At 73.0% G+C, this 26,273-nt stretch carries 19 protein-coding genes; 2 read left to right on the top strand and 17 right to left on the bottom strand.

Translation table 11 applies throughout. The features are described from left to right. Positions 1 to 3: 3 nt before the first annotated feature. From ACSDG8_RS24630 to ACSDG8_RS24550, 17 genes are all read right to left on the bottom strand, one after another. A complete protein-coding gene (locus tag ACSDG8_RS24630; protein WP_210898200.1) occupies positions 4 to 1,011 on the bottom strand; it encodes a sugar phosphate isomerase/epimerase family protein in 1,008 nt (335 codons plus the stop codon). 174 nt (positions 1,012 to 1,185) lie between these two features. Further along, positions 1,186 to 3,294, bottom strand: a complete 2,109-nt coding sequence (locus ACSDG8_RS24625; RefSeq protein WP_439427264.1) for a ThuA domain-containing protein — start codon at positions 3,292 to 3,294, stop codon at positions 1,186 to 1,188. A 17-nt stretch (positions 3,295 to 3,311) separates the two neighbouring features. Beyond that, positions 3,312 to 6,146 carry a PQQ-dependent sugar dehydrogenase gene (locus ACSDG8_RS24620; protein ID WP_439427263.1) on the bottom strand — a complete coding sequence of 945 codons (2,835 nt, stop codon included), beginning with the start codon at positions 6,144 to 6,146 and terminating at the stop codon, positions 3,312 to 3,314. 220 nt (positions 6,147 to 6,366) lie between these two features. Then, positions 6,367 to 7,434 (bottom strand): polyprenyl synthetase family protein, encoded by a 1,068-nt coding sequence (locus ACSDG8_RS24615; RefSeq protein ID WP_210898195.1) that lies wholly within the window; start codon positions 7,432 to 7,434, stop codon positions 6,367 to 6,369. Continuing rightward, on the bottom strand, positions 7,431 to 8,825 hold the full coding sequence (locus tag ACSDG8_RS24610) for an alkaline phosphatase family protein (protein ID WP_210898193.1): 1,395 nt from the start codon (positions 8,823 to 8,825) through the stop codon (positions 7,431 to 7,433). Before ACSDG8_RS24610 ends, ACSDG8_RS24615 begins: the two co-directional genes overlap by 4 nt. After that, positions 8,822 to 10,009, bottom strand: a complete 1,188-nt coding sequence (gene eboE, locus ACSDG8_RS24605; RefSeq protein WP_210898192.1) for a metabolite traffic protein EboE — start codon at positions 10,007 to 10,009, stop codon at positions 8,822 to 8,824. Before eboE ends, ACSDG8_RS24610 begins: the two co-directional genes overlap by 4 nt. After that, on the bottom strand, positions 10,009 to 10,860 hold the full coding sequence (locus ACSDG8_RS24600) for a TatD family hydrolase (RefSeq protein ID WP_210898190.1): 852 nt from the start codon (positions 10,858 to 10,860) through the stop codon (positions 10,009 to 10,011). The genes eboE and ACSDG8_RS24600 overlap by 1 nt, the downstream gene beginning before the upstream one ends. A gap of 1 nt (position 10,861) precedes the next feature. Then, complete coding sequence (locus ACSDG8_RS24595; RefSeq protein ID WP_210898188.1) at positions 10,862 to 11,467, bottom strand: EboA domain-containing protein; 606 nt, start codon at positions 11,465 to 11,467, stop codon at positions 10,862 to 10,864. 34 nt (positions 11,468 to 11,501) lie between these two features. Continuing rightward, positions 11,502 to 12,374, bottom strand: coding sequence for a sugar phosphate isomerase/epimerase family protein (locus ACSDG8_RS24590; protein WP_439427262.1), 873 nt, complete (start codon positions 12,372 to 12,374; stop codon positions 11,502 to 11,504). After that, the gene (locus tag ACSDG8_RS24585; RefSeq protein WP_439427261.1) at positions 12,371 to 13,279 is read right to left on the bottom strand and encodes an SCO3242 family prenyltransferase; all 909 of its coding nucleotides are present in this window, start codon (positions 13,277 to 13,279) and stop codon (positions 12,371 to 12,373) included. The genes ACSDG8_RS24590 and ACSDG8_RS24585 overlap by 4 nt, the downstream gene beginning before the upstream one ends. Beyond that, the gene (locus ACSDG8_RS24580) at positions 13,276 to 14,424 is read right to left on the bottom strand and encodes an inositol-3-phosphate synthase (RefSeq protein ID WP_439427260.1); all 1,149 of its coding nucleotides are present in this window, start codon (positions 14,422 to 14,424) and stop codon (positions 13,276 to 13,278) included. Before ACSDG8_RS24580 ends, ACSDG8_RS24585 begins: the two co-directional genes overlap by 4 nt. Before the next feature lie 208 nt (positions 14,425 to 14,632). Then, positions 14,633 to 15,805: a Gfo/Idh/MocA family protein gene (locus tag ACSDG8_RS24575; protein ID WP_439428072.1), complete on the bottom strand. Its 1,173-nt coding sequence runs from the start codon at positions 15,803 to 15,805 to the stop codon at positions 14,633 to 14,635. Between the two features lie 53 nt (positions 15,806 to 15,858). Next, complete coding sequence (locus ACSDG8_RS24570; protein WP_043329088.1) at positions 15,859 to 16,911, bottom strand: substrate-binding domain-containing protein; 1,053 nt, start codon at positions 16,909 to 16,911, stop codon at positions 15,859 to 15,861. A 93-nt stretch (positions 16,912 to 17,004) separates the two neighbouring features. After that, a complete protein-coding gene (locus tag ACSDG8_RS24565; RefSeq protein ID WP_210898182.1) occupies positions 17,005 to 18,093 on the bottom strand; it encodes an ABC transporter permease in 1,089 nt (362 codons plus the stop codon). Further along, positions 18,090 to 19,658 (bottom strand): sugar ABC transporter ATP-binding protein, encoded by a 1,569-nt coding sequence (locus ACSDG8_RS24560; protein ID WP_439427259.1) that lies wholly within the window; start codon positions 19,656 to 19,658, stop codon positions 18,090 to 18,092. The genes ACSDG8_RS24565 and ACSDG8_RS24560 overlap by 4 nt, the downstream gene beginning before the upstream one ends. After that, a complete protein-coding gene (locus ACSDG8_RS24555) occupies positions 19,655 to 20,833 on the bottom strand; it encodes an ROK family protein (RefSeq protein WP_073831216.1) in 1,179 nt (392 codons plus the stop codon). The genes ACSDG8_RS24560 and ACSDG8_RS24555 overlap by 4 nt, the downstream gene beginning before the upstream one ends. Before the next feature lie 213 nt (positions 20,834 to 21,046). Beyond that, complete coding sequence (locus ACSDG8_RS24550; RefSeq protein WP_210898177.1) at positions 21,047 to 22,063, bottom strand: YihY/virulence factor BrkB family protein; 1,017 nt, start codon at positions 22,061 to 22,063, stop codon at positions 21,047 to 21,049. Positions 22,064 to 22,959: 896 nt separating this feature from the next. On the opposite strand from ACSDG8_RS24550, the gene ACSDG8_RS24545 reads away from it, so the two are divergent. Together ACSDG8_RS24545 and ACSDG8_RS24540 are read left to right on the top strand one after the other, a co-directional pair. Continuing rightward, positions 22,960 to 25,269 carry a TRAP transporter permease gene (locus ACSDG8_RS24545; protein WP_439427258.1) on the top strand — a complete coding sequence of 770 codons (2,310 nt, stop codon included), beginning with the start codon at positions 22,960 to 22,962 and terminating at the stop codon, positions 25,267 to 25,269. Further along, positions 25,245 to 26,264, top strand: coding sequence for a TAXI family TRAP transporter solute-binding subunit (locus ACSDG8_RS24540; RefSeq protein ID WP_210898173.1), 1,020 nt, complete (start codon positions 25,245 to 25,247; stop codon positions 26,262 to 26,264). Before ACSDG8_RS24545 ends, ACSDG8_RS24540 begins: the two co-directional genes overlap by 25 nt. Positions 26,265 to 26,273: the final 9 nt, after the last annotated feature.

Here is a 26,273-nt window from a genome sequence, read left to right as displayed (position 1 = left end):
GGGTCAGTCGCGGCTGCTGAAGGCGGCGTCGAAGGCTGCCGACGGGGCGTCGAACGCCAGGCGGCGGACGAACTGGAGCGCCTCCGGCGCGCCGACCAGGCGGTCCATGCCGGCGTCCTCCCACTCGATCGAGATCGGGCCGTCGTAGCCGATCGCGTTCAGCGCCCGGAAGCAGTCCTCCCACGGCACGTCGCCGTGCCCGGTGGAGACGAAGTCCCAGCCGCGTCGCAGGTCGGCCCAGGGCAGGTGGGAGGAGAGCCGACCACGGCGGCCGTCCCCGGTACGGACCTTCGCGTCCTTGCAGTCGACGTGGTAGATCCGGTCGGCGAAGTCGAAGATGAAGTTCACCGGGTCCAGCTCCTGCCAGACGAAGTGCGACGGGTCCCAGTTGAGCCCGAACGCGGGCCGGTGCCCGATCGCCTCCAGCGTGCGCTTTGTGGTCCAGTAGTCGTACGCGATCTCGCTGGGGTGCACCTCGTGCGCGAACCGCACGCCCACCTCGTCGAAGACGTCCAGGATCGGGTTCCACCGGTCGGCGAAGTCCTGGTATCCGCGCTCGATCATGGCCGGCGGCACCGGCGGGAACATGGCGAGGGTGTGCCAGATGGACGAGCCGGTGAAGCCGACGACAGTGCGTACGCCGAGCTTCGCCGCCGCCCGGGCGGTGTCCTTGATCTCCTCGGCGGCCCGCTGCCGCACGCCCTCCGGTTCGCCGTCGCCCCAGATCCGGGCCGGGAGGATGTCCTGGTGCCGCTCGTCGATCGGGTGGTCGCAGACGGCCTGCCCGACCAGGTGGTTGGAGATGGCGAACACCTGGAGGTTGTGCTTGGCCAGGGTGGCCCGCTTGCGCTCGACGTACGAGTCGTCGGCGAGCGCCTTGTCCACCTCGAAGTGGTCGCCCCAGCAGGCGATCTCCAGTCCGTCGTAGCCCCACTCGGCGGCGAGCCGGCAGACCTCGTCGAACGGAAGGTCGGCCCACTGGCCGGTGAAGAGCGTGATGGGTCGCGCCATTGTCCTTCTCCCCTGTGGTGATGGGGGATTCCGTCGCGGACCGGGGCGAGGACGACCGGAGGCGGCGGCCTGATGGCACCGGTGGACGCCGGAGCGTCTGTCTCCCGGGCGGGTTGCGCCTCCCGCCGGGTCACCGGCCACCTCGCGGTCGCCGCCTCCACTCTATGGCCTACCTCAGGGCAGGGTCCAGCGCTGGTTCGCCGCACCCGTGCACGTCCACAGGTGCACCGCCGTGCCGTCGGCCGAGTTGTTGCCGGACACGTCCAGGCACTTGCCCGACGACGGGTTGCGCAGCGTTCCGTCCGCCTGCGCCGACCAGTTCTGCGCGCCCGTTCCGTTGCACGACCACAACTGGATCTTCGTGCCGTTCGCGTTGGCGCCGCCGGAGACGTCCAGGCACTTGCCGAGCGCCTTGACCGGCCCGTTCGGCGTCACCGTCCACGTCTGCACCGTCGAGCCGTTGCAGGTGTAGAGCTGGATCTGGGTGCCGTCCGCCGACGAGGCGTTGCGCACGTCCAGGCACTTGCCGGCCAGCCCCTTGATCGGGCCGGTGCCGCCGCTTGCGGTGCCGCGGACCAGCGTGAAGTCGTCCACGTCGAACAGCCCGGTGCCGCTGCCGCTGAACGTCAGGTGCACTGTCTGCGTACCGGACGGCACGCCGGTCAGCGCTGTGGACACGTCGGCGAACGTGGTCCAGCTGCCGGTGTTCGGCACCGCCACCTGGCCGAGCACCGGCCCGGTCGGCGAGCCGGTCCGCACCTGGAGCGTGCCGCCGGGGCCGCCGGAGACCACCCGGGCACGCAGCGACGTCACACCGGTCAGGTCGAGCCCCGGGTACGCGGCCCAGTCGCCCGGGTCCACGTACCCCAGGGTCTGGCCGCCGTTGGCGCCCGCCTTGGGGTACGCGCTGACGCCGCTGGCCGAACCGAACGCCTCGGCCTGGGCGGTGGTGTTGCCGGTCGGCGGCGGCGTCCCGCCCAGTTCCTTGATGCGGATGTTGCGGAAGGACACGTCGTCGCCGGTGCCGTGGTTCTGGATGCCGACGTGCCCGGCGAGCGACCGCACGGGGTCGGTGTTCGTGAAGTCGTTGACGCGTACGCCGTTGAGGAACACCTGGAGCCGTTCCCCTTCGACCAGGATCTCGTAGGTGTTCCACTCTCCCGCCGGGTTGAGCGCCGCGTCCCGGGCGGCCAGGTCGGCGGACTTGAAGCCGTAGATCGCGCCGGTGGTCCGGTCGGCCGCGTCGGTAGGGTCGATCTGGATCTCGTAGCCGTTGTCCACAGCCGAGTTCGGGTCGCTCGACGGCGGGAAGCCGACGAACACGCCCGAGTTGTCGTCCCCGGCCAGCCGCCAGTCCAGCTTCAGCGAGTAGTTGGTGAACTGCTTCGCGCTGTACCAGTACAGGCCCATGCCGCCGACCGAGGTGAGCGTTGCGTCGGCGTTGGTGAAGCTGCCCGGCCCGGCCTGCGACCAGCCGGTGGTGCCGCCGTTGTAGAGCGCGGTGTAGCCGGTCTCCGGCCGGCAGTCGGCCTTCGTGCGCCCGGCCGCGTAGCGGATGCCGCCGAGCAGGTGGTTGCGGAACGCCGTGTCGGCGTAGGACGTCTGGGTGTGGCCGCCGCCGGTGTAGAAGGACCGGCCACCGCTGTACGTCTTGCACCAGGCGTGCGGGTGGTCGCCGCCCATCGAACCCCCGGAGTACGAGGACTCGTCGAGGCTGGCCAGCACGTGCGCGGTGGAGCGCGCGTTGGAGCGGTAGTCGTACCACTCGTCGGTGCGGTTCCACTGCTGCGGCAGGTGCGCGGTGGCCGCGTGCGCCCGGTCCTCCACCTTGACGGTGGCCGGCTGGATCGCCGGGTGGGAGGCGAACCAGGCGCCGACCAGGTTGCCGTAGAACGGCCAGTCGTACTCGGTGTCGGCGGCGGAGTGCACGCCGACGTACCCGCCGCCGGCGCCGATGTACGCCTCGAACGCCGACTGCTGGGTGGCGTTGAGGACGTCCCCGGTGGTGTTGAGGAAGATCACCGCCTCGAAGCGGGCCAGGTTGGCGGTGGTGAACTGGGCGGCGTCCTCGGTCGCGGTGACCGTGAAGTTGTTCGCCGTGCCCAGCTCGCGTACGGCCTGCACGCCCGTGGCGATGGAGTCGTGGCGGAAGCCGGCGGTCTTGGAGAAGACCAGCACGTCGTAGGGGGCGTCGGCGGCGGTGGCCGGGCCCGCGGGGACGGTGCAGGCGATGGCGGTGAGGACGGCGGTCACCGCCCCCAGTGCGGTACGCAGGAGTTTCATCTGGTTCTCCTTCATCCTCAGGGTAGGGTCCAGCGCTGGTTCGCCGCACCGGTGCACGTCCACAGGTGCACCGCCGTGCCGTCGGCCGAGTTGTTGCCGGACACGTCCAGGCACTTGGCCGACGACGGGTTGCGCAGCGTTCCGTCCGCCTGCGCCGACCAGTTCTGGGCGCCGGTGCCGTTGCACGTGTACAGCTGGATCTTGGTGCCGTCCGCGCTGGCGCCACCGGAGACGTCGAGGCACTTGCCGAGCGCCTTCACCGTGGCGTTCGGCGTCACGGTCCACGACTGCGCCGTCGTGCCGTTGCAGGTGTAGAGCTGGATCTGCGTGCCGTCGGCGGTGGCGGCGTTGCGCACGTCCAGGCACTTGCCGGCCAGGCCCTTCACCGGGCCGGTGCGCACGGCCGACGTGGTGAGCGTGAACGCGTCCAGGTCGTAGAGCGCCCCGCTGCCCCCGGCGAACGTGAGGTAGAGCGTGGTGGTGCCGGCCGGCGGATTGGCGATCGTGCCGGTCACAGTGGTGAACGTGTCCCAGGCGCCGGTGACCGGGACGGTGGCCGAGCCGAGCACGGTGCCGGTGGCCGAGCCGGCCCGCACCTGGAGCGTGCCGCCGGCTCCGGCGGACGACACCCGGGCGGTGAACCCGGTGGCGTCGGCGAGCAGGTACGGCCGGAACGCGATCCAGTCCCCGTTCTGGATGTCGCCGACGGTCTTGCCGCCCTCGGCGGTCGCCTTGTCGAACGTGTTGATCCCGGCGGAGGTGGCGAAGTGCTCGGCCTGCCGGTGCCGGGGCTGGAGCGTGTGCTGGGTGTGCGTGGTGAGGCCGCCGGAGTCGGTGTACTCGGCGTCGAAGACCGCGAAGATGTTCGCCGCGTCGTCGTGCTCACCGTCGACGGGCACGGCGATCGAGCCGGTGCAGCCGGTCGCCGAGGTGATCTGGTGGCCGTGCTGGTCGTGGCCGAGCACGTAGGTCATCTTGACCTTCGTGCAGTCGATGGTGGCGTCCTCCGGGTCGGTGACGGTGATCCGGAACGGCACCGTGTCGCCGAAGGAGAACAGCTTGCCGTTGCCGGGCGTCTCGATGACCACTGTCGGGGCGGTGTTGCCGACGGTGACCGTCACGCTCGCGGTGCCGGTGGCGCCCTGCGGGTCGCGCACGGTGAGCGTGGCGGTGTACCTGCCGTTCGCGGTGTAGGTGTGCGAGGGGTTCGCCGCGGTGGAGGTGCCGCCGTCGCCGAACGTCCAGGCGTACGTGAGCGCGCCGCCCTCCGGGTCGGACGAGCCGGCCGAGGAGAACGCGACGGCGAGCGGCGCGGCGCCGGAGGTCCGGTCGGCGGCGGCGCGGGCCACCGGGGCGCGGTTGGCTCCGCCCAGGTAGTCGAAGCGGTACAGCGCCGAGTTGGCGTCGCCGTTGAAGTAGCCGGTGCCGTAGTCGAGCACGTAGTACGCGCCGTCCGGGCCGAACGCGGAGTCCATCACCTGTTTGCCGGCCCACGGGAACGTGTCGATGGTGCCGGGTGAGCCGTCGGCGTTGACGTGGATCGGCTTGATCCAGCCCCGGCCGAACTCGGTGGCGAAGAACTGCCCGTCGAAGGACTGCGGGAACTTCGTGGTGGACGGGTTCGCCGCGTCGTACCGGTAGACCGGGCCGCCCATCGGCGACTCGGAGCCGCCGCCGAACTCGGGCGGGCTGCCCGCGTCACCGGCGTAGCGGATCCAGGACGGCTTCGCCGCGGGCAGCGTGGTCAGGCCGGTGTTGCGGAACGAGTTGTTCGTCGGGCCGCCGGTGCAGTTGTACTTCGGTCCGGCGGTGCCGGAGGCGAAGTCCCACTCGGCGTACGTCTCGGCGGCGGTGTTGGTGCCGGTGCAGTACGGCCAGCCGTAGTTGCCGGGCCCGGTGACGCGGTTGAACTCGACCTGCCCGGACGGGCCGCGGGCCGTGGTGGTGCCGGCGTCGGGCCCGTAGTCGCCCACGTAGACGACGCCGGTGGCCTTGTCGACGCTGATCCGGAACGGGTTGCGGAAGCCCATCGCGTAGATCTCCGGGCGGGTCCGCGCGGTGCCGGGCGCGAAGAGGTTCCCGGCCGGGATCGAGTACGTGCCGTTGGCGTTCACCTTGATCCGCAGGATCTTGCCGCGCAGGTCGTTGGTGTTGCCGGCGCTGCGCTGCGCGTCGTACCCGGGGTTGCGGTTGGTGCGCTCGTCGATCGGGGCGTAGCCGGCGGAGTCGAACGGGTTGGTGTCGTCGCCGGTGGACAGGTAGAGGTTGCCGGCGGCGTCGAAGTCGATGTCGCCGCCGACGTGGCAGCACAGCCCCCGGTCGGCCGGTACGTCGAGCACGTCGACCTTGCTGGCCTGGTTCAGCGTGAAGTCGGCGTTGAGCGTGAACCGGGAGAGCCGGTTGACGCCCTGCCAGGCGGAGAAGTCGGTGCCGGTGGCGGGCGCGTCCCCGGCCGGGGTGGACAGCGGCGGCGCGTAGTAGAGGTAGATGTGCCGGTTGGAGGCGAAGCCGGGGTCGACGCCGACGCCCTGGAGCCCTTCCTCGTCGTGGGTGTAGACCGGCAGCGTGCCGATGACTGTGGTGGCGCCGGCCGCGTCGGTGCGGCGCAGCGTGCCGTTGCGGGCGGTGTGCAGGACCGACCGGTCGGGCAGCACCGCCAGGGACATCGGTTCGCCGGTCTCGGCGACGCCGCGGGCGAGTTCGACCTGCTGGAAGTCGCTCACCGTGATCGGGTGGGCGGACGCCGGGACGGGCGCCGTGGCCACTGTGACGGTGCCGGCGGTGGCCGCGAGCAGCAGCGCTGCGGCAGCGGCGAATGGTCGTCGGGCACGGGGGTGGTGATGGCTGGACATGCTGTGCTGTCCTTCCTGACGCGCGCAGCCAGGACCGGGCGCGCGTCGCGCCGGATGCCGAGCGGGGGATGCTGCGCCTCGACGAGGCGGGCGGTGCGGGGCGGGTCGCCTCGTCGAGACAGCTAGGTACTGTGCACGACATTAAAACCTTTCGATCAGTCTGTCCATAGCTTCTGATCGATCGGCTAACACTTTCGGCGCTACGCGACAAAAGTAGGTGTCATTCGCGGCGGTCGACCGCCCGTTCCACGAGCGCGGCGAGCACCCGCCGGGCCGGCTCCGCGAGCCCCGCCGCGTCCAGCGCGACCACTGCCGCCTCGGCCCGGGTACGGATCATCCGCTCCACCGCCTCCCGCGCGCCGGACTCCTCGACGATGCCCCGCACCTCGGCGGCGCCCGCCTGATCCAGTCCCGGATCGCCGACCAGCTCCCGCAGCCGGGCCACGCCGGCCGCCGAGGCGGACGCCCGGGCCAGCGCCAGCAGCACCGTCGGCTTGCCCTCGCGCAGGTCGTCCAGATTGGACTTGCCGGTCACCGCCGGATCGCCGAAGACGCCGAGCACGTCGTCGCGGAGCTGGAACGCGTCCCCGAGCGGGTCGCCGAACCCGGCGAGCGCCGCCACCTCCCGCGGCGTCGCGCCGGCCAGCGCGGCGCCGATCTGCACCGGACGGGTCACCGTGTACCGGGCCGTCTTCAGCCGCACCACGGCGAGCGCGCTCGCCACCGAGCCGTCACCGGCCGCCGCGACCACGTCCAGGTACTCCCCCGCGATCACTTCGGAACGCATCCGGGCCAGCAGGACCTGCCCGCCGCGCAGCCGCTCGGGCGGCAACCCGCAGCCGTGGAACATCTGCGCCGACCAGGTCGCGCAGAGGTCACCGCAGAGCACCGCCGCCTGCCGGCCGTACGCCGCCGGGTCGCCGCGCCAGCCGGACCGCTCGTGCAGGTCGGCGAAGAAGCGGTGCATCGTCGGCGCGCCACGGCGGCGGTCACTGCGGTCCACGATGTCGTCGTGGATCAGCGCGAACGCGTGGAACAGCTCCAGCGACGCCGCGGCCACCAGAATCGGCCGCTCGTCCGGGCCGCCGAAACCCCGCCAGCCCCAGTAGCAGAACAGCGGTCGCAGCCGCTTCCCGCCGGCCAGCACGAACCGGCGCAGAGCAGCGTGGACGGCCCCCGTACCGTCGTCCGGCCGACCCGGCCCTCTCGCGTCCAGGAACGCGGCGAGCTCGGCGTCGAAGCGGCCCCGAAGCAGGGCCGGGTCGGTCGGTGCGACGGTTACGGTCATGGTGCCTCCCAGGCCAATCCGGCGAGTTCGAGCAACAACGCCTTCACATCGGTCGCCTCCACCCGGGGCCGGATCGCGGCCCGGTCGGAGCAGAGCAGCACCGGGCCGTCCGCCGGATCGGCCGGCAGGCGCCCGTGCGAACCACGCACCGCCCGCGCCCCGGCGTCCAGCCCGACCACGTTCATCAGATAGCGCAGGCCGAGCTTCTTGCGGGCCAGCGCGACGGCCGCGCGACGTTTCACCGCGCCCGGAGCGGCCGGGTCGAAGAACAGCTCGGCCGGGTCGTAACCCGGCTTGCGGTGGATCTCCACCAGCCGGGCGAAGTCGGGCGCCCGCGCGTCGTCGAGCCAGTAGTAGTAGGTGAACCAGGCGTCCGGCTCGGCCACCAGCACCAGCTCACCCGAGCGGGGATGGTCGAGGCCGTACCCAGCCTGCCCGGCGGCGTCGAGCACCTCGGCAACCCCGGGCAGCGCCGCGCAGAGCTTCGCCACCGCCGGCACGTCCGCCGGATCGCGGACGTAGACGTGCGCCACCTGGTGGTCGGCCACCGCGAACGCCCGTGACGTCCACGGGTCGAGGTACTCCATCCCGGCCTGGGTGTAGACCCGCAGGAACCCTTCGGCGCGCAGCAACCGGTTGACGTCCACCGGGCGGGACACGTCGGTGATGCCGTACTCGGACAACGCCACAACAGTAGCGTCCCGATCACGGGCGGCATCCAGCAGCGGGCCGAGCACGGTGTCCAGCTCGGCCGCCGCGGCGGCTGCCTCCGGCCCGGACGGGCCGAAGCGTTGCAGGTCGTAGTCCAGATGCGGCAGGTACACCAGGGTCAGATCGGGGGCGTGGTCGGCGAGGATGCGCTGCGCCGCCCGGCTGATCCACGCCGAGGACGGCAGCCCGGCGCCCGGCCCCCAGTAGTTGAACAGCGGGAACGTGCCGAGCGCCTCGGTCAGCGTGTCCCGCAGCTGCGGCGGATCGGTCCAGCAGTCCGGCTCCTTGCGCCCGTCGGCGTGGTAGACCGGGCGCGGCGTGACGGTCCAGTCCACGTCCGCGCCCATCGCGTACCACCAGCAGACGTTCGCCACCCGGTAGCCCGGCTCGACGCGGCGGGCCGCCTGCCACACCTTCTCGCCGCCGACGAGCGCGTTGTGCTGCCGCCAGAGCAGCACCTCGCCCAGGTCGCGGAAGTACCAGCCGTTGCCCACGATCCCGTGCCCGGCGGGCAGCTCGCCGGTGAGGAACGTGGACTGCGCCGAGCAGGTCACCGCCGGCAGCACCGTGCCCAGCTCGGCGGCGAACCCGGCCTCGGCCACCGCGCGCAGCCGGGGCATGTGCGCCAGCAGCCGCGGGGTCAGCCCCACCACGTCGAGCACCACCAGCCGCCGGCTCATGAGCGCGCCCCCGCCATCGGCGCCAGGCCCAGCGCGGTCAGCTCGTCGCGGGCGAAGGCCAGCTCGGCGGCGATGCCGGCGGCCAGCTCCGCGTCGCCGCGCGGCTGCCGCGCCTCCGGCAGCACCCCCCAGGTGTACGTCTCGACGTCGAGGTGGTCGCAGCCCGCTGCCGGACCGGCGAACAACGCGGCCAGCGCCTCGCGCAGCACCGGCACCGTGGAGCGCAGCGGCGGCTCGGGCGGGGCGTGCAACGGCACGTGGTAGTGCACCCGCCACGCCCCGGGCAGCCGCGCGTCGAGCGCGGCGTCGAGGTCGTCGGCCGCGTACGCCGGATCGGCCGGGTCGGCGGCGCCCGCGCAACCGGCCGCACGGGTCTGGTGCAGGAACCTCGGCTCGACGAAGCGGCGCAACGCCGCGCCCGCCCGCACCGGATCGGGCGCCTCGACGGCGGCGGACACCTGGACCTTCACCACCGGCAGCCCGGCGGCACGCAACCCGGCCAGGGCTTCCGCCGGCTGCTCCCAGGCGCACGCCAGATGCGCCAGATCCAGGCAGATCCCGAGCCGGTCGGTATCCATGGCTGAGAATACCTCGCGCGCTTGTCCCGTCGATTCCACCAGGCAGCCGGGTTCCGGCTCGAAGCCGACCCGGATCACCCGGCCGGTCTCCCGCTGCACCGCGGCCAGCCCGTCGGCCAGCGCGTCGAGCCGCCGCCGGGCGGTCGCGGTACGCGCGGCGTCCCACGGCGTACGCCAGGCCAGCGGCAGCGTCGAGACCGACCCGTGGACGGCGTCGTCGGGCAGCAGGTCGGCCAGCACCCGCGCCAGGTCGAGCGTGTACGCCGAACGCTGCGGCGTGGTCCAGTCCGGGTGGTACACCGCGCCCTTGACCACCGGGGCCTGGAACGCGGCGTACGGGAAGCCGTTGAGCGTGACCACCTCCAGCCCGCGTACGGTCAGCTCGTGGCGCAGCCGGCGGCGGGCCGCCGGGTCGGCGGCGAGCGCGGCGGCCACCGGCGCGGCCAGCCAGAGCCCGAGCCCGAGCAGGTCGGCGCCGAGCGTCCGGCGCACCGCGACCGCGTACGTGTCGAGTTGGGCGACGATGCCGGGCAGGTCCTCGGCCGGGTGGACGTTCGTGCAGTAGCCGAGATGGACAGTGGTGCCGTCGGCGTGGCGCAGCCGCATCATTCGCCTCCGCGCAGGATGGAGTTGCCGGCGAAGGTGGGCGCGGCGGCCTCCAGGGCGGTCAGGTCGAGGCGGCCGGACTGGCCGTAGAACTCGACCGGGTTGCGCCACAGCACCCGGTCCACGTCGTCGGCGCTGAACCCGGCCAGTTGCATCGCCTCCCCGGTGGCCCGGGTCAGCAGCGGGTCCGACCGCCCCCAGTCGGCTGCCGAGTTGACCAGCATCCGCTCGGTCCCGTACCGCTTCAGCAGCTCGACCATGCGCGGCGGCGACATCTTCGTCTCCGGGTAGATGGAGAAGCCCAGCCAGCAGCCGGTGTCCCGGACCAGCTCCACCGTCACCTCGTTGAGGTGGTCGACGAGCACCCGTTCCGGCGCGATGTCCGACTCGGCGACCACGTCGAGCGTGCGCCGTACGCCGCGCGCCTTGTCCCGGTGCGGCGTGTGCACCAGCGCGGGCAGGTCGTGCGCGACGGCCAGCGCGAGCTGTCCGGCCAGCGCGGCGTCCTCGGCCGGCGTCATCGCGTCGTAGCCGATCTCGCCGACCGCCACCACGCCGTCCTTGTCCAGGTAGCGGGGCAGCAGGTCGAGCACCGGGCGGCAGCGCGGGTCGTTCGCCTCCTTCGGGTTCAGCGCCACAGTGGCGTGGTGCCGGACGCCGAACTGCCCGGCCCGGAACGGCTCCCAGCCGATCAGCGAGTCGAAGTAGTCCACGAAGCTGTCCACGCTGGTACGCGGCTGGCCCAGCCAGAACGCCGGCTCGACCACCGCGCGGACCCCGGCGGCGGCCATCCGCTCGTAGTCGTCGGTCGTGCGGGACGTCATGTGGATGTGCGGGTCGAAGATGCGCATGTCACGCCTCCGGGGTGGGGATGGTCAGCCGGCGCAGCAGGTCGGCCGCGTCGTCGGGCATGGTCCGGCCGGCGGCGTGCCGCTCGGCGGCGTACGCGGCGAGCATCCGGGCCAGCTCGCCGTCGGCGCGCTCGGCCAGGCCGTCGACCACCGCCAGCGGCACGCCGGTGAACACGCACTTGAGCACCGCCTGCCGCCAGGCCGGCTGCTCCAGGTGCCGGGCGTACGGGCCGAGCGCGGCGGCGACCAGCCGGGTGTCGTTGGTGCGGATCGCGTCGTGCAGCAGCGGCACGCACTCCGCCCCGATGGGCAGCAGCGGCAGCGCGCGCAGCACGGCGCGTTTCTCGGCGGCGTCGCCCTGCCGGTAGAGCGTCTCGGCCGCGGCGGCGTGACCGCCCGGCAGCGTGGTCAGCAGCAGCGCGCGGGCCGCCTCGTCGGCCGTCCAGCCGGGCGGGTCGGGCAGCGGCCCGCGTCCGCACCGCCGGGCGGCGGTGGCGAAGAACCGTTCGATCGCCGCGGGTTCGGTCGCGACGCGGCGCAACGCCGCGTCCAGCCACTGCGGATCGGGTACGCCCCGAAGCGCGGCGCGCAGTCGGTCGGGTGTCATGCCGTCTCCCCTCTGCCGGGTGGAAGGTGGTGGGTCACCGCCCCTCGCCGCGCGAGGCGGCGGCGCGCAGGAAGTCCAGTGAGCGGGCGGCGACGGCCGGGGCCGCGTGCGAGTGCCGGGGCAGCTCCACCGCCACCAGCCCGCGGTAGCCGGCGTCGGCCAGGGCACGCAGCACCGGCGGGAAGTCGATCTCACCGGCGCCGAACTCGAGGTGCTCGTGCACGCCCCGGCGCATGTCGTCGATCTGCACGTTGACCAGGTGCGCGGCGACCTCGGCCACGCACTGCGGCACCGGCAGCGGCTCCAGGCAGCGGCAGTGTCCGATGTCGAGCGTGATGCCGAAGCCGGGTGGCGCGCCGAGCGCCTCGCGCAGCCGCCACCACCCGGCGATGTCCTCGACGAACATGCCCGGCTCCGGCTCGAAGCCCAGCGTCACGCCCTCGTCGGCGGCCTCGGCGCAGACGGCCGCGCAGCCGGCCACCAGGCGGTCGCCGGCGACGTCAGGTGGTACGCCGGGCGGGCGTACGCCGGCCCAGAAGGAGACCGCCTCCGCGCCCAGCTCGGCGCCGATCCGCACGGCCCGGCGCAGGAACTCCACCCGCCGGGCCGGGTCGTCGTGCAGCAGCGTCGGCGCGTGCTTGTGCCACGGGTCGAGCAGGTAGCGGGCGCCGGTCTCGACCACCACCGACAGCCCGAGCGCGTCCAGCCGGCGGCGCACGGCGGCCACCCGGCGGATCAGCCCGGGGGCGAACGGGTCCAGGTGGTCGTGGTCCAGGGTGAGCGCGACGCCGTGGTAGCCGAGGTCGGCGAGGACCGTCAGCGCGTCGCCGAGGCGGTGGTTGGCGAAGCCGTTGGTGCCGTACCCGAAACGCAGCGCGCCCGGGCCCGGCAGCGGTACGGCGGTCATGTCGGGGAGATCAGTCGGGCCAGGCGGCGGCCGAGCGGGGCGGCGGCGGCCACGGCGAGGCCGAGCACCTGGGCCCCGGCGCGGGCGGTGAGCGCGCCCTGCAGGGCGGGCAGCCCGGTGATCCCGGCCCCGACGGCGGCGCGCACCCGGGCCGGTGACGGGTCGGCGAGCACCCGGGCCTGCGCCCGGCCGTACCGGGCGGCGTACCCGGCCGCGAGCACCCCCGGCACGAGCCCCCCGAGCCGAAGGAAGGGCCCCCTCTTAACGCATCCGGTAGAGGAGGGGGCCCCGCTTAACACGGTGGGCCGGGCCGGGGTGGTGAACGCGATCAGCGCGGTGCCGGCCAGCGTGAGACCCGGTAGCCGCCGGTCCGCGCCGGTCACCTCGCGCCGGGACAGCGCGGTCACGGTCCATGTGTGCGCGGCGACTGTGAGCGCTGCGGGCAGCGCCCGGACCACCCGGCCGCCGGACGCGCCGAGCAGCACGTCCAGCCCTCGGCACGCGGCCATCACCGCCGGGCCGGCGGCGGTGTTCTTGGCGCGCAGGTCGTACCCCCAGATCGTGGCCGCGAGCGGGAGCGCGACGGCTGCCGCCCGGCCGCCCCCGGCGGCGGTGGCGACCGCGAGCCCGGCGGCGGTCAGGCCGGACGCGACCCCGAGCGCCACCGACGGGCGTACCCGGCCGGACGGGATCGGCCGCTCCGGCCGTTCGACGGCGTCCAGCCGGCGGTCCGCCCAGTCGTTGGCGGCCATCCCGGCCCAGTAGAGCAGCACCGACGCGCCGGCCAGGGCCGGTGTCCGGCGGTCGAGCGCACCGGCCGCCGCCGCACCGGACAGCACGTCCCCGGGTACGGAGAGCGCGGCGGGCGCCCGGACCAGCTCGGCCAGGTCGGCCAGGCGGGTCACGGCGTCACCCGGGCGTGCAGGCCGGCGGTGAAGTCGCGAAGCGCCGTCCACTGCTCGCCGAGCGCGTGGCCGGTCGCGCCGAGCGGGTCCTTGAAGAAGAACGCCAGCTCGGTCAGCGGGCCGTGGCGGCCGGCGGTGTGCGCGGCGGCGGTGAGCCGGGCCAGGTCCAGCACGAGCGGCGCGGCGAGCGCCGAGTCGCAGCCGTGCCAGGTGAACTCCATCCGCATGCCGGTGCCCAGGAAACCGGCGAACGTGATCAGGTCCCAGGCGGTTTTGAAGTCGCCCAGCTCCTCGACGTACTCGATGCGGGTGCCACCCTGCGGCAGGTAGCCGAGCGTCTCGGCGAGCACCCGCTGCTTGCTGCCCACCTTCGCGGCGTTGGCGGCCGGGTCGGCGAGAGTGGCGCCGTCGCCGCCGCCGAGCAGGTTCGTGCCGGACCAGGAGCGCACGGCCAGGTGCCGCATCGCGAACATCGGCGCGAGCACCGACTTGAGCAGCGTCTCGCCGGTCTTGCCGTCGTGCCCGGCGTACGGCAGTCCGCGTTCGGCGGCCAGCGCGGCCAGGGCCGGCAGCCGGGCGCCGGTGGACGGGGTGAAGTCCACGTACGGGCAGCCGGCGGTGAACGCCGCGTACGCGTACGCGGAGCTGGGCGGCAGCACGTCGGCCGGCCCGGTCAGCGCCTCGCGCAGCGTGGCCAGGTCGCTGTGGGCCGGGTGCGGGGCGGGTGCCGGCTCGGTGGCGGCGACGTTGACCACCACCACCCGGTCCAGCCCGTGCCGGGCCCGGAACTCGGTCAGGTCGCGGACCACAGTGGCGATCCGCTCCCCCTGGTCGCCCTCGGTCGGCGCGGGCCGTAGCGCCGCCTCGACGGCGGCCAGGTCCGGCGCGACGGCGTCGGCCAGCCGGGCGGGCAGCACCCCGGCGGCGGCGAGCGCCTCGGCGCGTTTGGTGAGCGGGGTGGCGACCACGTCGTGGCCGCCGAAGACGAGATCGGTGAAGCCCGGCAGGGCGGGCCCGCGCAGGTCGGGCAGCTCGGTCACGCATCCGGTCGGCGCGGTGAGCCCGGCCCGCAGGGCCAGCCCGCCGACCACGCTGGTGGTGGCGACCGAGCCGCGCGCACCCACCAGCCACACACCCGTACGCATCGCGCTACCTCCCCAGGTAAGGCCGGTCCGCCGGTGCGGCCGGGGAATCCCGGTCCGGCCGCACCGGAGGGCCGTGCTGGTCGTGCCGGCGGACAGCGGCGGCACGCTCCCCGGAGCCGGCCTCGTCCCCGCCGCGGGGCGCAACCGCGGCGGGCCCTCGCCGGCCGGCGCCGGAGAGTGTCGGCGGACCCCGTAGGGCCGCCTCGGGTCAGGCGGAAGCTTCGGCCAGGGCGGGCTCCACCTCCGTCCAGGCGGCCCGCTCGGCCGAGCGGGTCACCGCGTCGAGCACGAGCTGGACCTGAAGCGCGTCGGCGAACGACGGGGCCGGGTCGGCGCCGGTGGCGACCGCCTCGACGAAGTCGCGCGCCTGGTGGGTGAAGGAGTGCTCGTAGCCGATGATGTGGCCGGGCGGCCACCACGCGCCCAGGTACGGGTGCTCCGGCTCGGTCACCAGGATCCGGCTGAAGCCCTGCTCGGCGGCGGGCCGGGTGGCGTCCAGGAACTCCAGTTCGTTGAGGCGTTCCAGGTCGAACACGACGCTGCCGCGCGAACCGTTGATCTCGACCCGCAGCGCGTTCTTGCGGCCGGTGGCGAACCGGGTCGCCTCGTACGTGGCCAGCGCTCCCCCGTCGAGCCGGGCCACGAACACGGCCGCGTCGTCCACTGTCACCTGACCCATGGCGCTGCCGTTGCCGTCGGCCTGCGCGGCCAGGCCGCTCGACCCGGCGACGAGTGGCCGCTGGCGGACGAACGTCTCGGTCAGCGCGCTCACACCGGTGACGAGCTGCCCGGTGACGTACTGGGTCAGGTCGATGATGTGCGCGCCGATGTCGCCGAGCGCGCCGGAGCCCGCCCTGTCCTTCTGCAACCGCCACACCAGCGGGAACTGCGGGTCGACGATCCAGTCCTGGAGGTAGACCGCCCGGACGTGCCGGATCTCGCCGATCCGCCCCTCGGCCACCAGCTGCCGCATCAGGGCGACCGCCGGCACCCGCCGGTAGTTGAAGCCGCACATCGCGCGTACCCCGGACTCGCGTGCCCGGGCCGCGGCCTGGGTCATCTCCCGGGCCTCGGCGACGCTGTTCGCCAGCGGCTTCTCGCACAGCACGTGCTTGCCCGCTGCGAGCGCGGCGAGCGCTATCTCGCGGTGGCTGTCCCCCGGCGTGCAGATGTCGACCACGTCGATCTCGTCGGACTCGACGAGCCGCCGCCAGTCGGTGGTGTAGCCGTCCCAGCCGAGCCGGTCGGCGGCGTCGGCCACCTTCGGTTCGTCCCGGCCGCAGACGAGCGCCATCCGCACCCGGGCCGGCAGGTCGAACACCCGGTTCACGGTGCGCCACGCCTGGGAGTGCGCGGCGCCCATGAACGCGTAGCCGACCATGCCGACCCGCAGGATGCTGTCGTGACTGGACAAGGTGGGTCTCCCCCCGTGTGTCAGAACCCGAGCTTCAGGTAGTCGCTCGCGTTCTCCTTGGTGATCGTCTCGGAGGCGAGGACGATCTCCTTCGGTACCTGGAGTTCGACCAGGTCGGACATGCCCTTGCCCTGGCCGATCAGGCGGGCCAGGGAGATGGCCGAGGAGGCCATCGACGGGCTGTAGGTGACTGTGGCCTTGAGGACCGTGTTGTCGGCGGCGATGTCCTCCATGGCCTTCTTGGAGCCGGCACCGCCGACCATGATGAATTCCTTGCGGTTGGCCTGGTTGACGGCCGCGAGCACGCCGATGCCCTGGTCGTCGTCGTGGTTCCAGACCGCGTCGATCTTCGGCAGCGCCTGGAACAGGCCGGTGGCGGCCTGCTGGCCGGAGTCGACAGTGAACTCTGCCGGACGCCGGTTGGCGACCTTGAAGCCGTACGAGGCGAGCGTGTCCGCGAACCCCTTCGACCGTTCCTGGGTCAGCTCCAGCGACTCGATGCCGGGGATCTCGCCGATCACCGGGTTGCTCACGCCCTTGGTCTTGAGCTGCTCGGCGATGTACGTGGCGGCGGCCACCCCCATGCCGTAGTTGTCGCCCTTGATCTGGCACCGGTAGGCGCGCGCGTCCGGGAAGGCCCGGTCCAGGTTCACCACCGGGATGCCGGCCTTCATCGCCTCCAGGCCGAACGCGTTCAGTTCCTTGCCGTCGTGCGGCAGCAGCACGATCACGTCGGGCTTCTGCGAGATCAGGGTGGACAGCGCCGCCCGCTGGGCCGCCGCGTCCGCGCCGGCCTCGACCGACTTCAGCTCCACGTCCTGGTACGCCCCGGCCTGCGCCTTGGCGTTGTTGGTGATGGCGGCGATCCAGCCGTGGTCGGCGGCCGGGGCGGAGAAGCCGATGGTCACCTTCTTGCCCGGCTCGGTGTTGGCGCCGGAACCGGCCGCCTTGGTCTGTGCCTCGGTCGGGCTCTGCTCGTTGCTTGTGCAGCCGGCGAGCAGCACCCCGGCGGAGACCGCGGCCCCGCCGAAGAGCAGCCGGCGGCGGGACAGGTCATGGCGCGGTGTTCTCATGACGCCTCCTGGGATGAGGTGGTGGGGTGGTTTCGGGTGTGGCGGGCCGGACCACCGTCGGTACGACGGCAGCCGGGATGTGCGCGGGTGGGGTCAGGTGGTGGTGGCCCGGTTGCGGGCGAGGAACTGGGTGAGACTGCCGAACTGCACCTGCTGGACCAGGACGGCGGCGACGATGATGCCGCCCTTGACCATGTTCTGGGCCTCGGCGGAGAGGTTGTTGATCGCGAACAGGTTGGTGATCGTGGAGAAGATGATCACCCCGAGCAGGGAGCCGATGATCGTGCCCCGCCCGCCGCTGAGCAGCGTGCCGCCGATGATCGCGGCGGCGATCGCGTCCAGCTCGTAGAGGTTGGCCATCGCCGCCTGCGCGGAGGTGGCCTGCGCGGTCAGCATGACCGCGGCGATGCCGCAGCACAGGCCGGAGAGCGCGTAGAGGAGCACGGTGTGCCGGCGGACGTTGATGCCGGCGAGCCGGGCCGCCTCCGGGTTGCCGCCGACCGCCACCGTACGGCGGCCGAACGTGGTCCGGTTCAGCAGCACCCAGCCGGCCGCCACCACCGCCACCAGGATGTAGACGAGCAGCGGGATGCCGAGCACGTTCGTGCTGGCGATGCCGTTGATGAACGTGTTGCCCGACACCTGGGTCTGCTTGTCGGAGATCTCCGCCGCCAGCCCTCGGGCGGCGACGAGCATGGCCAGCGTGGCGATGAACGGCACCAGCCGCCCGTACGAGACGAGCAGCCCGTTTACCACACCGACGGCGAGCCCGACGGTCAGCGCGGTGAAGATCATGCCGCCCGCGCCGTAGCTCTGCGTGGCCACAGTGGTGCACCAGACCCCGGCCAGCGCGACGATCGCGCCCACCGACAGGTCGATGCCCCCGCCGATGATCACGAAGGTCATGCCGACGGTGACCACGCCGACCACCGAGGCGAGCTTGAGGATGGTGAGCGTGTTGCCCCACACCCAGTTCGGGTCGCCGTAGAGGTCGGGGCGGGTCAGGATGCCGATGACCACCAGCACGACGAGGACGGCGAGCAGGCCCAGATTGCGCTTGGCGCCCTCCCCGCCGTCGCCGCGCCACCAGGAGAGCTTCGCCGGCGCGTCGACCTTGGCGGTCTCCGCCCGCTCCACCGGCGGCGACTGCGCGGGCAGGGCGGATTCGGTTACTTCGCTCATGCCGGTGCGCCTTCCATGAGGGACCCCGCCATGACGAGGTCGAGCACGGTGTTCTCGTCCAGTTCGCCGGCCGGCGCCTCGCGGACCACCCGGCCCTCCCGCATCACCAGCACCCGGTCGGCCAGACCCAGCACCTCGGGCACCTCGCTGGAGACCAGCAGCACCCCGACGCCACGGGCGGCCAGATCGCGGATCACCTGGTACAGCTCGGCGCGGGCGCCCACGTCCACGCCCCGGGTCGGCTCGTCGAGCAGCAGCAGCCGGGTGTCCCCGAGCAGCCACCGCCCCACCACCACCTTCTGCTGGTTGCCGCCGGACAGGGTGCGCACCGGCCGCCGTACGTCCCGGGGCCGCAGCTCCAGCGACGCGGCGATCCGGTCGGCCTCGGCGCGTTCCCGCCCGGCGTCGGTGAACCCGAGGCGGGCGTACCTGCTGAACGTGGCGAGCGTGACGTTGCGGTAGATCGGTTCGCCGAGCAGCAGCGCCTGACTCTTGCGCTCCTCCGGCGCCATGCCCATCCCGGCCCGTACCGCCGCGCCCACGCTGCCGGGACGCAGCGCGCGGCCGTCCACCCGGACCGTCCCGGCGTGCGCCCGGCGCGCGCCGAAGATGGTCTCCAGCAGCTCCGAGCGGCCCGAGCCGACCAGCCCGGCGATGCCGACGATTTCTCCCGCCCGGACCCTGAGCGAGACGTCGGCGAACTCGCCGGGCCGGGTCAGCCCGTCCACCCGCAACAGCTCCGCGCCGCCCCCGTCGCCGGCCGGGCGCTGCGGGAAGACGTACTCGATGGTCCGCCCGGTCATCCGGGCCACCAGGTCGCGGGTCGGCGTCTCGCGGGCCGGAAGGCTCGCCGCCGTGGTCCGGCCGTCCTTGAGTACGGTGACCCGGTCGCCGATCTCGCGGATCTCCTCCAGCCGGTGCGAGATGTAGATGACCGCGATGCCCTGCGCGGTGAGTTCCCGGATGATCCGGAACAGGTTCGCCACCTCGTCGTGGGCCAGCACCGCACTCGGCTCGTCCATGATGATCAGCCGGGCCTCGTGGGACAGCGCCCGCGCCATGCTGACGATCTGCTTGCCGGCGGCGGGCAGGTGCCGCACCAGCCGTCCCGGCGGGATCTCCGGGTGGCCGAGCCGGGCCAGGATCTGCCGGGTACGCCGGGCCATGTGCCCCCGACGGACGAAGCCGAACCGGCGCGGCTCGTGGCCGAGGAACGCGTTCTCCGCCACCGACAGGTCGTCGACCAGGTCGAGTTCCTGGTAGATGGTCGCGATGCCGGCGCGCATGGCGGCCTGCGGGTTGGCGAACGCCGCCGGCTCGCCCCGCCACACGACCTCGCCGGAGTCCGGCCGGTGCACCCCGGCCAGCACCTTGATCAGGGTGGACTTGCCGGCGCCGTTCTGCCCGAGCAGGCAGTGCACCTCGCCGGCCCGCACCTCCAGTTGCACGCCGTCGAGCGCGCGTACCCCCGGGAACGTCTTGACGACATCGGCGAGGCGCAGCACCACCTCGCCCGCGACGGCGTCGGCGGGCGCCTCGACGAGCGGCTTTCCGGTGTCGCTCATGCTGCCTCCCCGAACGCGAGGTCACTTGCCAGCACCGCCGCGCCGGCGACGCCGGCGCGCGGGCCCAGCTCGGACAGGACGACCGGCAGGTTGCCGGTGGCCAGCGGCAGCGAGCGGCGGTAGACCACGCTGCGGATCTCGGCGAGCAGGATGTGGCCGAGCTGGGCCAGTCCGCCGCCGATCACGATCATCGACGGATTGGTGAAGCTGACCAGCCCGGCCAGTACGCTGCCGACCCGCCGCCCGCCGTCCCGGATGAGCTGGATGCAGGAGACGTCCCCCTCGATCGCCCCCTGTGCCACGTCGAGCGCGGTGACCACGCCCCGGGCGGCGAACCGCTCGGCCAGCGCCGGGGAGACCTCGGTGCGGGCCGCGACCGTCGCTTCCCGGGCCAGCGCGGCGCCGCTGAACACCGCCTCCAGGCAGCCGACGTTGCCGCAGGAACACATCGGACCGTTCGGGTCGACCTGGATGTGGCCGATGTCCCCGGCGCAGCCGTCGGTGCCCCGGTAGACCTCGCCGTGCAGGTAGATGCCGCAGCCGATACCGGTGCCGATCTTGATGAACAGGAAGTCGTCGACCGAGTGGGCCACGCCGCCGTGCCGCTCCCCGATCGCCATGATGTTGACGTCGTTGTCCACCACCGCCGGGCAGCCGTGCTCCCGGGTCAGCAGCTCGCGGACCGGGAACCGGTCCCACCCCGGCATGATCGGCGGGGAGACCGGCACGCCGTCGCGGAAGCTCACCGGCCCCGGCACGCCGATGCCGACCGCGTCGAGACGCTCGTACGCGCCGTCCACCTTGGCCTTGTGCAGCAGCTCGTTGACGCGCTGGAGCGTCACCTTGGGGCCGGAACGGATGTCGGCGGACTCGGTGTAGGCGGCCACCGGCTCCAGCCGGCCGTTGACCACCTCCACGTCGATCGAGCTGGCGCCCAGGTCGACAGCGGCGAACCGCAGGTGCGGGCTCAGCTCGACCAGGGTGGAGCGCCGCCCGCCCCGGGAGGCGGCCAGCCCGGCCTCGGCCACGTACCCGAGGGAGACGAGCCGTTCCAGCTCGGCGAGCAGGCGCGGGCGGGGCATCTGGAGGCGGTCGCCGAGTTCGGCGCGGGACACCGCGCCCTCGTCCCGGAGCAGCCGCAGGAGCCGTACGTGCAGGGGGTCGACCGTCCGCACCGGCAGTCACCTCCGCATCGGAAGTCCGTCACATCGACGCAGCGATGTGTGTTGTGTCCGACACAGTAGGAGCCTTCCGGGCCGCATGTCCATAGCTTCGGCACGCCTGATGCAAACTTTTGTCCATACGAACAAAAGAAGCTCCGGATCAGGAAAACGCGCCGCCCCGCCCGGGTACGTCCGGGCGGGGCGGCGCGATGGCGAGGGCAGCGGTCAGTGGTGGGAGGACGCATTGCCCTTCTTGCGCAGCTTGCGGTCGTCGCGCAGCTCGACGTAGGGCTCCTCGTCGGCCGGGTGCCCGGCCGCGATGGCGCGACTGCGCTCCAACTCGGCGTCGAACTCCGCGCCGAGCAGGATGGCCACGTTGCTCAGCCAGAGCCAGACCAGGAAGATGATCACGCCGGCGACAGCGCCGTACGTCTTGTTGTACGAGCCGAAGTTGCTGACGTAGAGCGCGAAGAGGCCGGACACCACGAGCCAGAGCACCACCGCGAGCACGCCGCCGGGGCTGACCCAGCGGAAGCCGCCGTGCCGGGCGTTCGGCGAGGCCCAGTAGAGGATCGCGAACATCAGGCTCACCAGCACCAGCAGCACGGGCCACTTCGCGATGTTCCACACGGTGACGGCGGTCGAGCCGAGCCCGATCGCGTTTCCGGCCTGCTCCGCCAGGCCGCCGGTGAACACCACGATCACGGCGCTGATCAGCAGCATCACGCCGATCACCGCGGTCACGCCGAGGCGTACCGGCAGCGTCTTCCAGATCGGCCGCCCCTCCGGCACGTCGTAGATGCTGTTCGAGGCGCGCATGAACGCGGCGATGTAGCCGGAGGCGGACCAGAAGGCCGCGATCAGACCGATGACAGCCGCGATGCTGGCCAGCCCGCCGGACTGGCCGGCCTGGTCGATCGCGCTCTCGATGATCTTGCGGATGTTCTCCTCCGGCACCGCCTGCCCGACGGTGTCCCGGACCCCCTCCGTGGCCCGGTCACCGAGCAGGCCGAGCAGCGAGATCAGCACCAGGACGCCCGGGAAGATGGAGAGCACGCCGTAGTAGGTGAGCGCGGCGGCCCAGTCGGTCAGGCTGTCGTCCTGGAACTCCCGGACGGTCCGCTTGAGCGTCGCCATCCAGCCCGTCGCCGTCAGATCGGTCGGGCTGTCCGGACCCTCGTCCGGGCCCACCGGCTCCGTGTGGTCGCGCCCGTCACGGGCGGGAGCCTCGTCGGCGGCCATGGCACCTCCTCGTCGCTGGTCGTCAGGCACGACATGCCCTGACCGGGGCGGCGATAACCCCCGTCGGCAAAACCGGCCCGTCCGCCGCCGCCCCTCTCCCGCGCCCCCGTTCTCCCGGCTCTGCATCCATCGGCGCACATGGTCACGCAGCGTGTCCGTTGCTCGGGTGGTTGCAGAGCAAGACCGCCAGGCGCCCCACCCCGTCCCGCCCCGACGGGGTGGGGCACCGAAGATCGCGGTGCGCCATCCTTCCCCCTGGACCCCCACTCGCCGCGCTCTCCACGACGGTCACGAGGAGTGGAACGGCATGGGTGTCAAAAGGCGGCGGAGGCACCCATGGTGTTCCACTCCGCCGTGCCCGCCGGCCACCCGGCGCGCGGTGGGCGCGGCTCTCGGGCGGCGCCTGCGCCATTTCGCCGAGGCGGCGGTGTCGGCGCACGACCGATGCCGCCACCTCGGCGAAGTGGCGGCGGTCACGTGCTTCCGGCCCACGAACCGCGCCCTCGGAGCGCTCCGGCGGCGGGAGGCGGCATCCGGAACCCGCCCGGCCCGGGGAGCAGCCGGCGGGGCGCGGCAGCGGTGGGAGGCAATACACCCTGAGTGACGACGGCCGATCCCGAAGGGCAGCTTTCATCGTTGGAAAATCACCTGGAAGTTCGCTGGGAAGAGATTGCGGAAGCGCGCTTCGCCCGTCGGCGAAGCGGTCGCGAAACAGATTCAGAAATCTGTTTGACGAGTGAAGCACTCCCATTCCGTCACTCATTGCAATCACGTTAAGCAATGTTCCCAACGCGCGCGCAATTCGCGTATCGTGCCCCCTCGTGCCGCCCGTTCGCCCCTCCGACGCGACTCCCCCGAAACCCCGGCCGCCGTCCGGCGGGCGACCGGGGTCCGACGTGGACGCCGAGGTGGTGTCGCTCCCGCCGGACGAGGGCAGCGTCGCCGGTCCGGAGTGGTCAGACGACGGGCCGGGCGAGACGCACCACCACAGCCGGGCCGTACCGCACCACAGCCGGGCCGTACCGCACCACACCGAGGCCGAGACGCACGACCACACGCCGGCCGAGACGCCGGGCGCCCCGGACGAAACGCGCGACGCCCCGGATCAGGCCCAGCAGGACGCTCGCGAACTGGCCGCCCGGTTCGAGGAGGAGAAACCGGGACGGGTGCTCGCCGGAGGAGTCGGTTTCCTGTTCACCGGCGTCACCGTCGCGGTCGGGCTGCTGACGCTCTGGCAGGTGTTCTTCCCGCTGGCCCAGGGCAGCAAGTACTACCTCATCTTCTTCCTCGCCGGCGTCCTGCCGATGGTGTTCCTCGCGTACCCCTCGGGAGTGCGGCTGCGCCGCACCAAAGCCGACACGGCCGACGCTGACACGGACGGCGTGCACGACCGGCGCGGGCCGACGCCCGTCGACTGGCTTCTGGCCCTCGCGGCGCTCCTGGTCTGCCTCTACCCGGTGCTGCCGGTCGCCATCGGCGCGGGCGGCGGCGGGTACGACGCCTTCCTGGACCGGCAGGGCCTGCTGGATCCGCTGGACGTGGCGTTCGGCACCGGCCTGCTGCTCCTGCTGCTGGAGGCGTGCCGGCGCACCACCGGGTGGATCCTGCCGGCGGTCTGCGTGCTGTTCCTCGGGTACGGCTACTACGGCGGGCTGCTGCCGCAGGCCTGGCCGGTGGCGCACGCGGGGCTCGACTTCGGGCAGCTGGTCGACGCGTTCTACAACTCCGACAGCGGCTTCTACGGCACCCCGCTGGACGTGGCCGCCTCGTACATCGTGCTGTTCACCATCTACGGCGCGGTGCTCGACCTGTCCGGCGCGGGCCGGTTCTTCGTGGAGCTGTCCGCCGCCGCGTTCCGCCGCTCCCGTACCGCCGCCGGGCGCACCGCCGTCGCGTCGGGTTTCCTGCTCGGCACGGTCTCCGGCTCCGGCGCCGCCACCACCGTCAGCATCGGCGCGGTGACCTGGCCCATCCTGCGTCGCGCCGGCTATCCGGCCGAGCGCGCGGGCGGCATGCTCGCCGCCGCCGGTGTCGGTGCGATCCTGTCTCCGCCCACGCTCGGCGCCGCCGCGTTCATCATCGCCGAGTACCTGGGCGTGTCCTACCTCCAGGTGCTCGGCTGGGCCACGGTGCCGACGATCCTCTACTACCTGGGCATCCTGCTCTCCGTCGAGATCGACGCCCGGCGCTCCGGGGTCCGCCCGGTGGTCATCGACACCGGTTCGGCGTGGCGGCTGCTGGCCCGCTTCGGCTACCACTTCCTCTCGCTCCTCGTGATCATCGTGGTGCTGGCGCTCGGCGCGTCGGCGATGCGCGCGGTGGTCATCGCCACCGCGATCGCGGCCCTGCTGTCCTTCCTGGACCGGCGGCACCGCCTCACGCCGGCCCGGCTGGTGGCGGCGCTGCGCGACGGCGTACGCGGGGTGCTCGCGGTGAGCGCTGTCTGCGCCGCGGCCGGCATCATCACCGCCACCACCACGAAGACCGGGCTCGGGCCGCAGGCCGCCGCGCTGCTGATCGACGGCGCGCAGGCGGTCAGCTCGGAGCCGGCGGTGGTGCTGGCGCTGACCGCCGTGCTCGCCGCTGTCGCGCTCAGCCTGCTGGGGCTCGCGGTGCCGGTCACCGCGTCGTTCGTCATCGGCTGGGTGATCATCGGCCCGGCGCTGCTGAACCTGGGCGTCGCCGCGCCCGCCGCGGCCATGTTCGTCTTCTACTTCGCGGTGCTGTCCGAGGTCTCGCCGCCGACCGCGCTCGCAGCGGTCGCCGCCGCCGCCGTCACCGGCGGCCGCCTGGTGCCGACCATGTGGCAGACCCTGCGGTACGCGCTGCCGGCGTACCTGATCCCGCTGGCCTTCGTCATCACGCCGACCGGCCTCGGGCTGCTCGGCATCGGCGGGGTCGGCCGGATCGCGACCGCCGGTCTGGTCTCCGCGCTCGGCGTGGCGGTGCTGGCGGTCGCGGCCGGCGGCTGGCTGCCCGGCGTGGGCCCGGCCGGCGTGCCGGAGCGGATCCTCGGCGCGGTCGCCGGGCTGGTGCTGCTCTGGCTGGAACCACTGCCCATGGCGATCGGCGCGGCGCTCGCCGCGCTCGCGGTCGCGGGCGTGTACGTCCGACGTGGCGCCGCCGGGCACGCCGGCCGCCCGGCGGTCGAAAAATCCGTGGACCTTGGGGAGGAGAAAGAGTGGGACGGATCGACGCGAGGATAGTGGCGGGCGTCGGGGCACTTGTCCTGGTCGCCGCCGGTGCCGCCGGCTGCGGGGGCCGTCAGGACGGCGCGACGAAGGACGACGCCGCCCGTGAGGTCAGCTGCAAGGTCACCAAGGACACCCGGGTCGGCATCGCCACCGGCAACGCCACCGGCGTCTACTACGTGGTCGGCAACGCGCTCGCCGGTGAGCTGAGCAAGACCACCGACGGCAAGCTCACCGGGACGGCCGCGGAGACCGGCGCCTCGGTGCAGAACGTCGAACAGCTCGTCGCCGGCCAGTACGACGTGGCGTTCTCGCTGTTCGACACCGCTGTCAACGCGGTGCAGGGCAAGGGGAGCTTCACCGCGCCGCAGCCGGTCAAGGCGCTGGCCCGGATCTACGACAACTACACCCAGGTGGTCGTACGGGCCGACGCGGGCATCACGTCGGTGGCCGACATGAAGGGCAAGAAGATCTCCACGGGCTCGCCGAAGTCCGGCACCGAGGTCATCGCCAACCGGCTGCTCACCGCCGCCGGGCTGGACCCGGCGAAGGACATCCAGGCGCAGCGGCTGGACCTCACCAAGACGGTCGACGGCATGAAGGACGGCAGCATCGACGGCTTCTTCTGGTCCGGCGGCGTGCCGACCGGCGGGGTCACCGACCTGTTCACCACGTCCGGCGACAAGGTGAAGTTCGTCGACATCAGCCCGCTGCTGCCGAAGATGGCCGAGCTGAACCCGGCGTACCAGGCGGGCACCATCGGCAAGGACATCTACCGGACCCCGGCCGACGTGCCCACCATCGTGGTGCCGAACGTGCTGCTGGTGCGGGACAACCTCGACGCCGACGTGGCCTGCGCGATCACCCGGACGGTCTTCGACTCCAAGGACGCCCTGGCCCAGGCGAACCCGGCGGCGAAGGGCATCGAGCTGGGCAACGCCCGCAAGACCGACCCGGTGCCGCTGCACCGCGGCGCGGAGCGGGCACTGAGCGACCTCGGCGCGAGCTGACCTGAACGG

Source organism: Micromonospora sp. LA-10 (assembly GCF_051853095.1).
Taxonomy (GTDB): domain Bacteria; phylum Actinomycetota; class Actinomycetes; order Mycobacteriales; family Micromonosporaceae; genus Micromonospora; species Micromonospora echinospora_A.
This window is presented reverse-complemented; position numbering and strand designations above follow the sequence as displayed.

What these genes read in the sequence shown, in the direction of transcription:
- ACSDG8_RS24630 (WP_210898200.1), bottom strand. Translation starts at nt 1,011, where the DNA reads ATGGCGCGACCCATCACGCTCTTCACCGGCCAGTGGGCCGACCTTCCG.
- ACSDG8_RS24625 (WP_439427264.1), bottom strand. Translation starts at nt 3,294, where the DNA reads ATGAAACTCCTGCGTACCGCACTGGGGGCGGTGACCGCCGTCCTCACC.
- ACSDG8_RS24620 (WP_439427263.1), bottom strand. Translation starts at nt 6,146, where the DNA reads ATGTCCAGCCATCACCACCCCCGTGCCCGACGACCATTCGCCGCTGCC.
- ACSDG8_RS24615 (WP_210898195.1), bottom strand. Translation starts at nt 7,434, where the DNA reads ATGACCGTAACCGTCGCACCGACCGACCCGGCCCTGCTTCGGGGCCGC.
- ACSDG8_RS24610 (WP_210898193.1), bottom strand. Translation starts at nt 8,825, where the DNA reads ATGAGCCGGCGGCTGGTGGTGCTCGACGTGGTGGGGCTGACCCCGCGG.
- eboE (WP_210898192.1), bottom strand. Translation starts at nt 10,009, where the DNA reads ATGCGGCTGCGCCACGCCGACGGCACCACTGTCCATCTCGGCTACTGC.
- ACSDG8_RS24600 (WP_210898190.1), bottom strand. Translation starts at nt 10,860, where the DNA reads ATGCGCATCTTCGACCCGCACATCCACATGACGTCCCGCACGACCGAC.
- ACSDG8_RS24595 (WP_210898188.1), bottom strand. Translation starts at nt 11,467, where the DNA reads ATGACACCCGACCGACTGCGCGCCGCGCTTCGGGGCGTACCCGATCCG.
- ACSDG8_RS24590 (WP_439427262.1), bottom strand. Translation starts at nt 12,374, where the DNA reads ATGACCGCCGTACCGCTGCCGGGCCCGGGCGCGCTGCGTTTCGGGTAC.
- ACSDG8_RS24580 (WP_439427260.1), bottom strand. Translation starts at nt 14,424, where the DNA reads ATGCGTACGGGTGTGTGGCTGGTGGGTGCGCGCGGCTCGGTCGCCACC.
- ACSDG8_RS24575 (WP_439428072.1), bottom strand. Translation starts at nt 15,805, where the DNA reads ATGGTCGGCTACGCGTTCATGGGCGCCGCGCACTCCCAGGCGTGGCGC.
- ACSDG8_RS24570 (WP_043329088.1), bottom strand. Translation starts at nt 16,911, where the DNA reads ATGAGAACACCGCGCCATGACCTGTCCCGCCGCCGGCTGCTCTTCGGC.
- ACSDG8_RS24565 (WP_210898182.1), bottom strand. Translation starts at nt 18,093, where the DNA reads ATGAGCGAAGTAACCGAATCCGCCCTGCCCGCGCAGTCGCCGCCGGTG.
- ACSDG8_RS24560 (WP_439427259.1), bottom strand. Translation starts at nt 19,658, where the DNA reads ATGAGCGACACCGGAAAGCCGCTCGTCGAGGCGCCCGCCGACGCCGTC.
- ACSDG8_RS24550 (WP_210898177.1), bottom strand. Translation starts at nt 22,063, where the DNA reads ATGGCCGCCGACGAGGCTCCCGCCCGTGACGGGCGCGACCACACGGAG.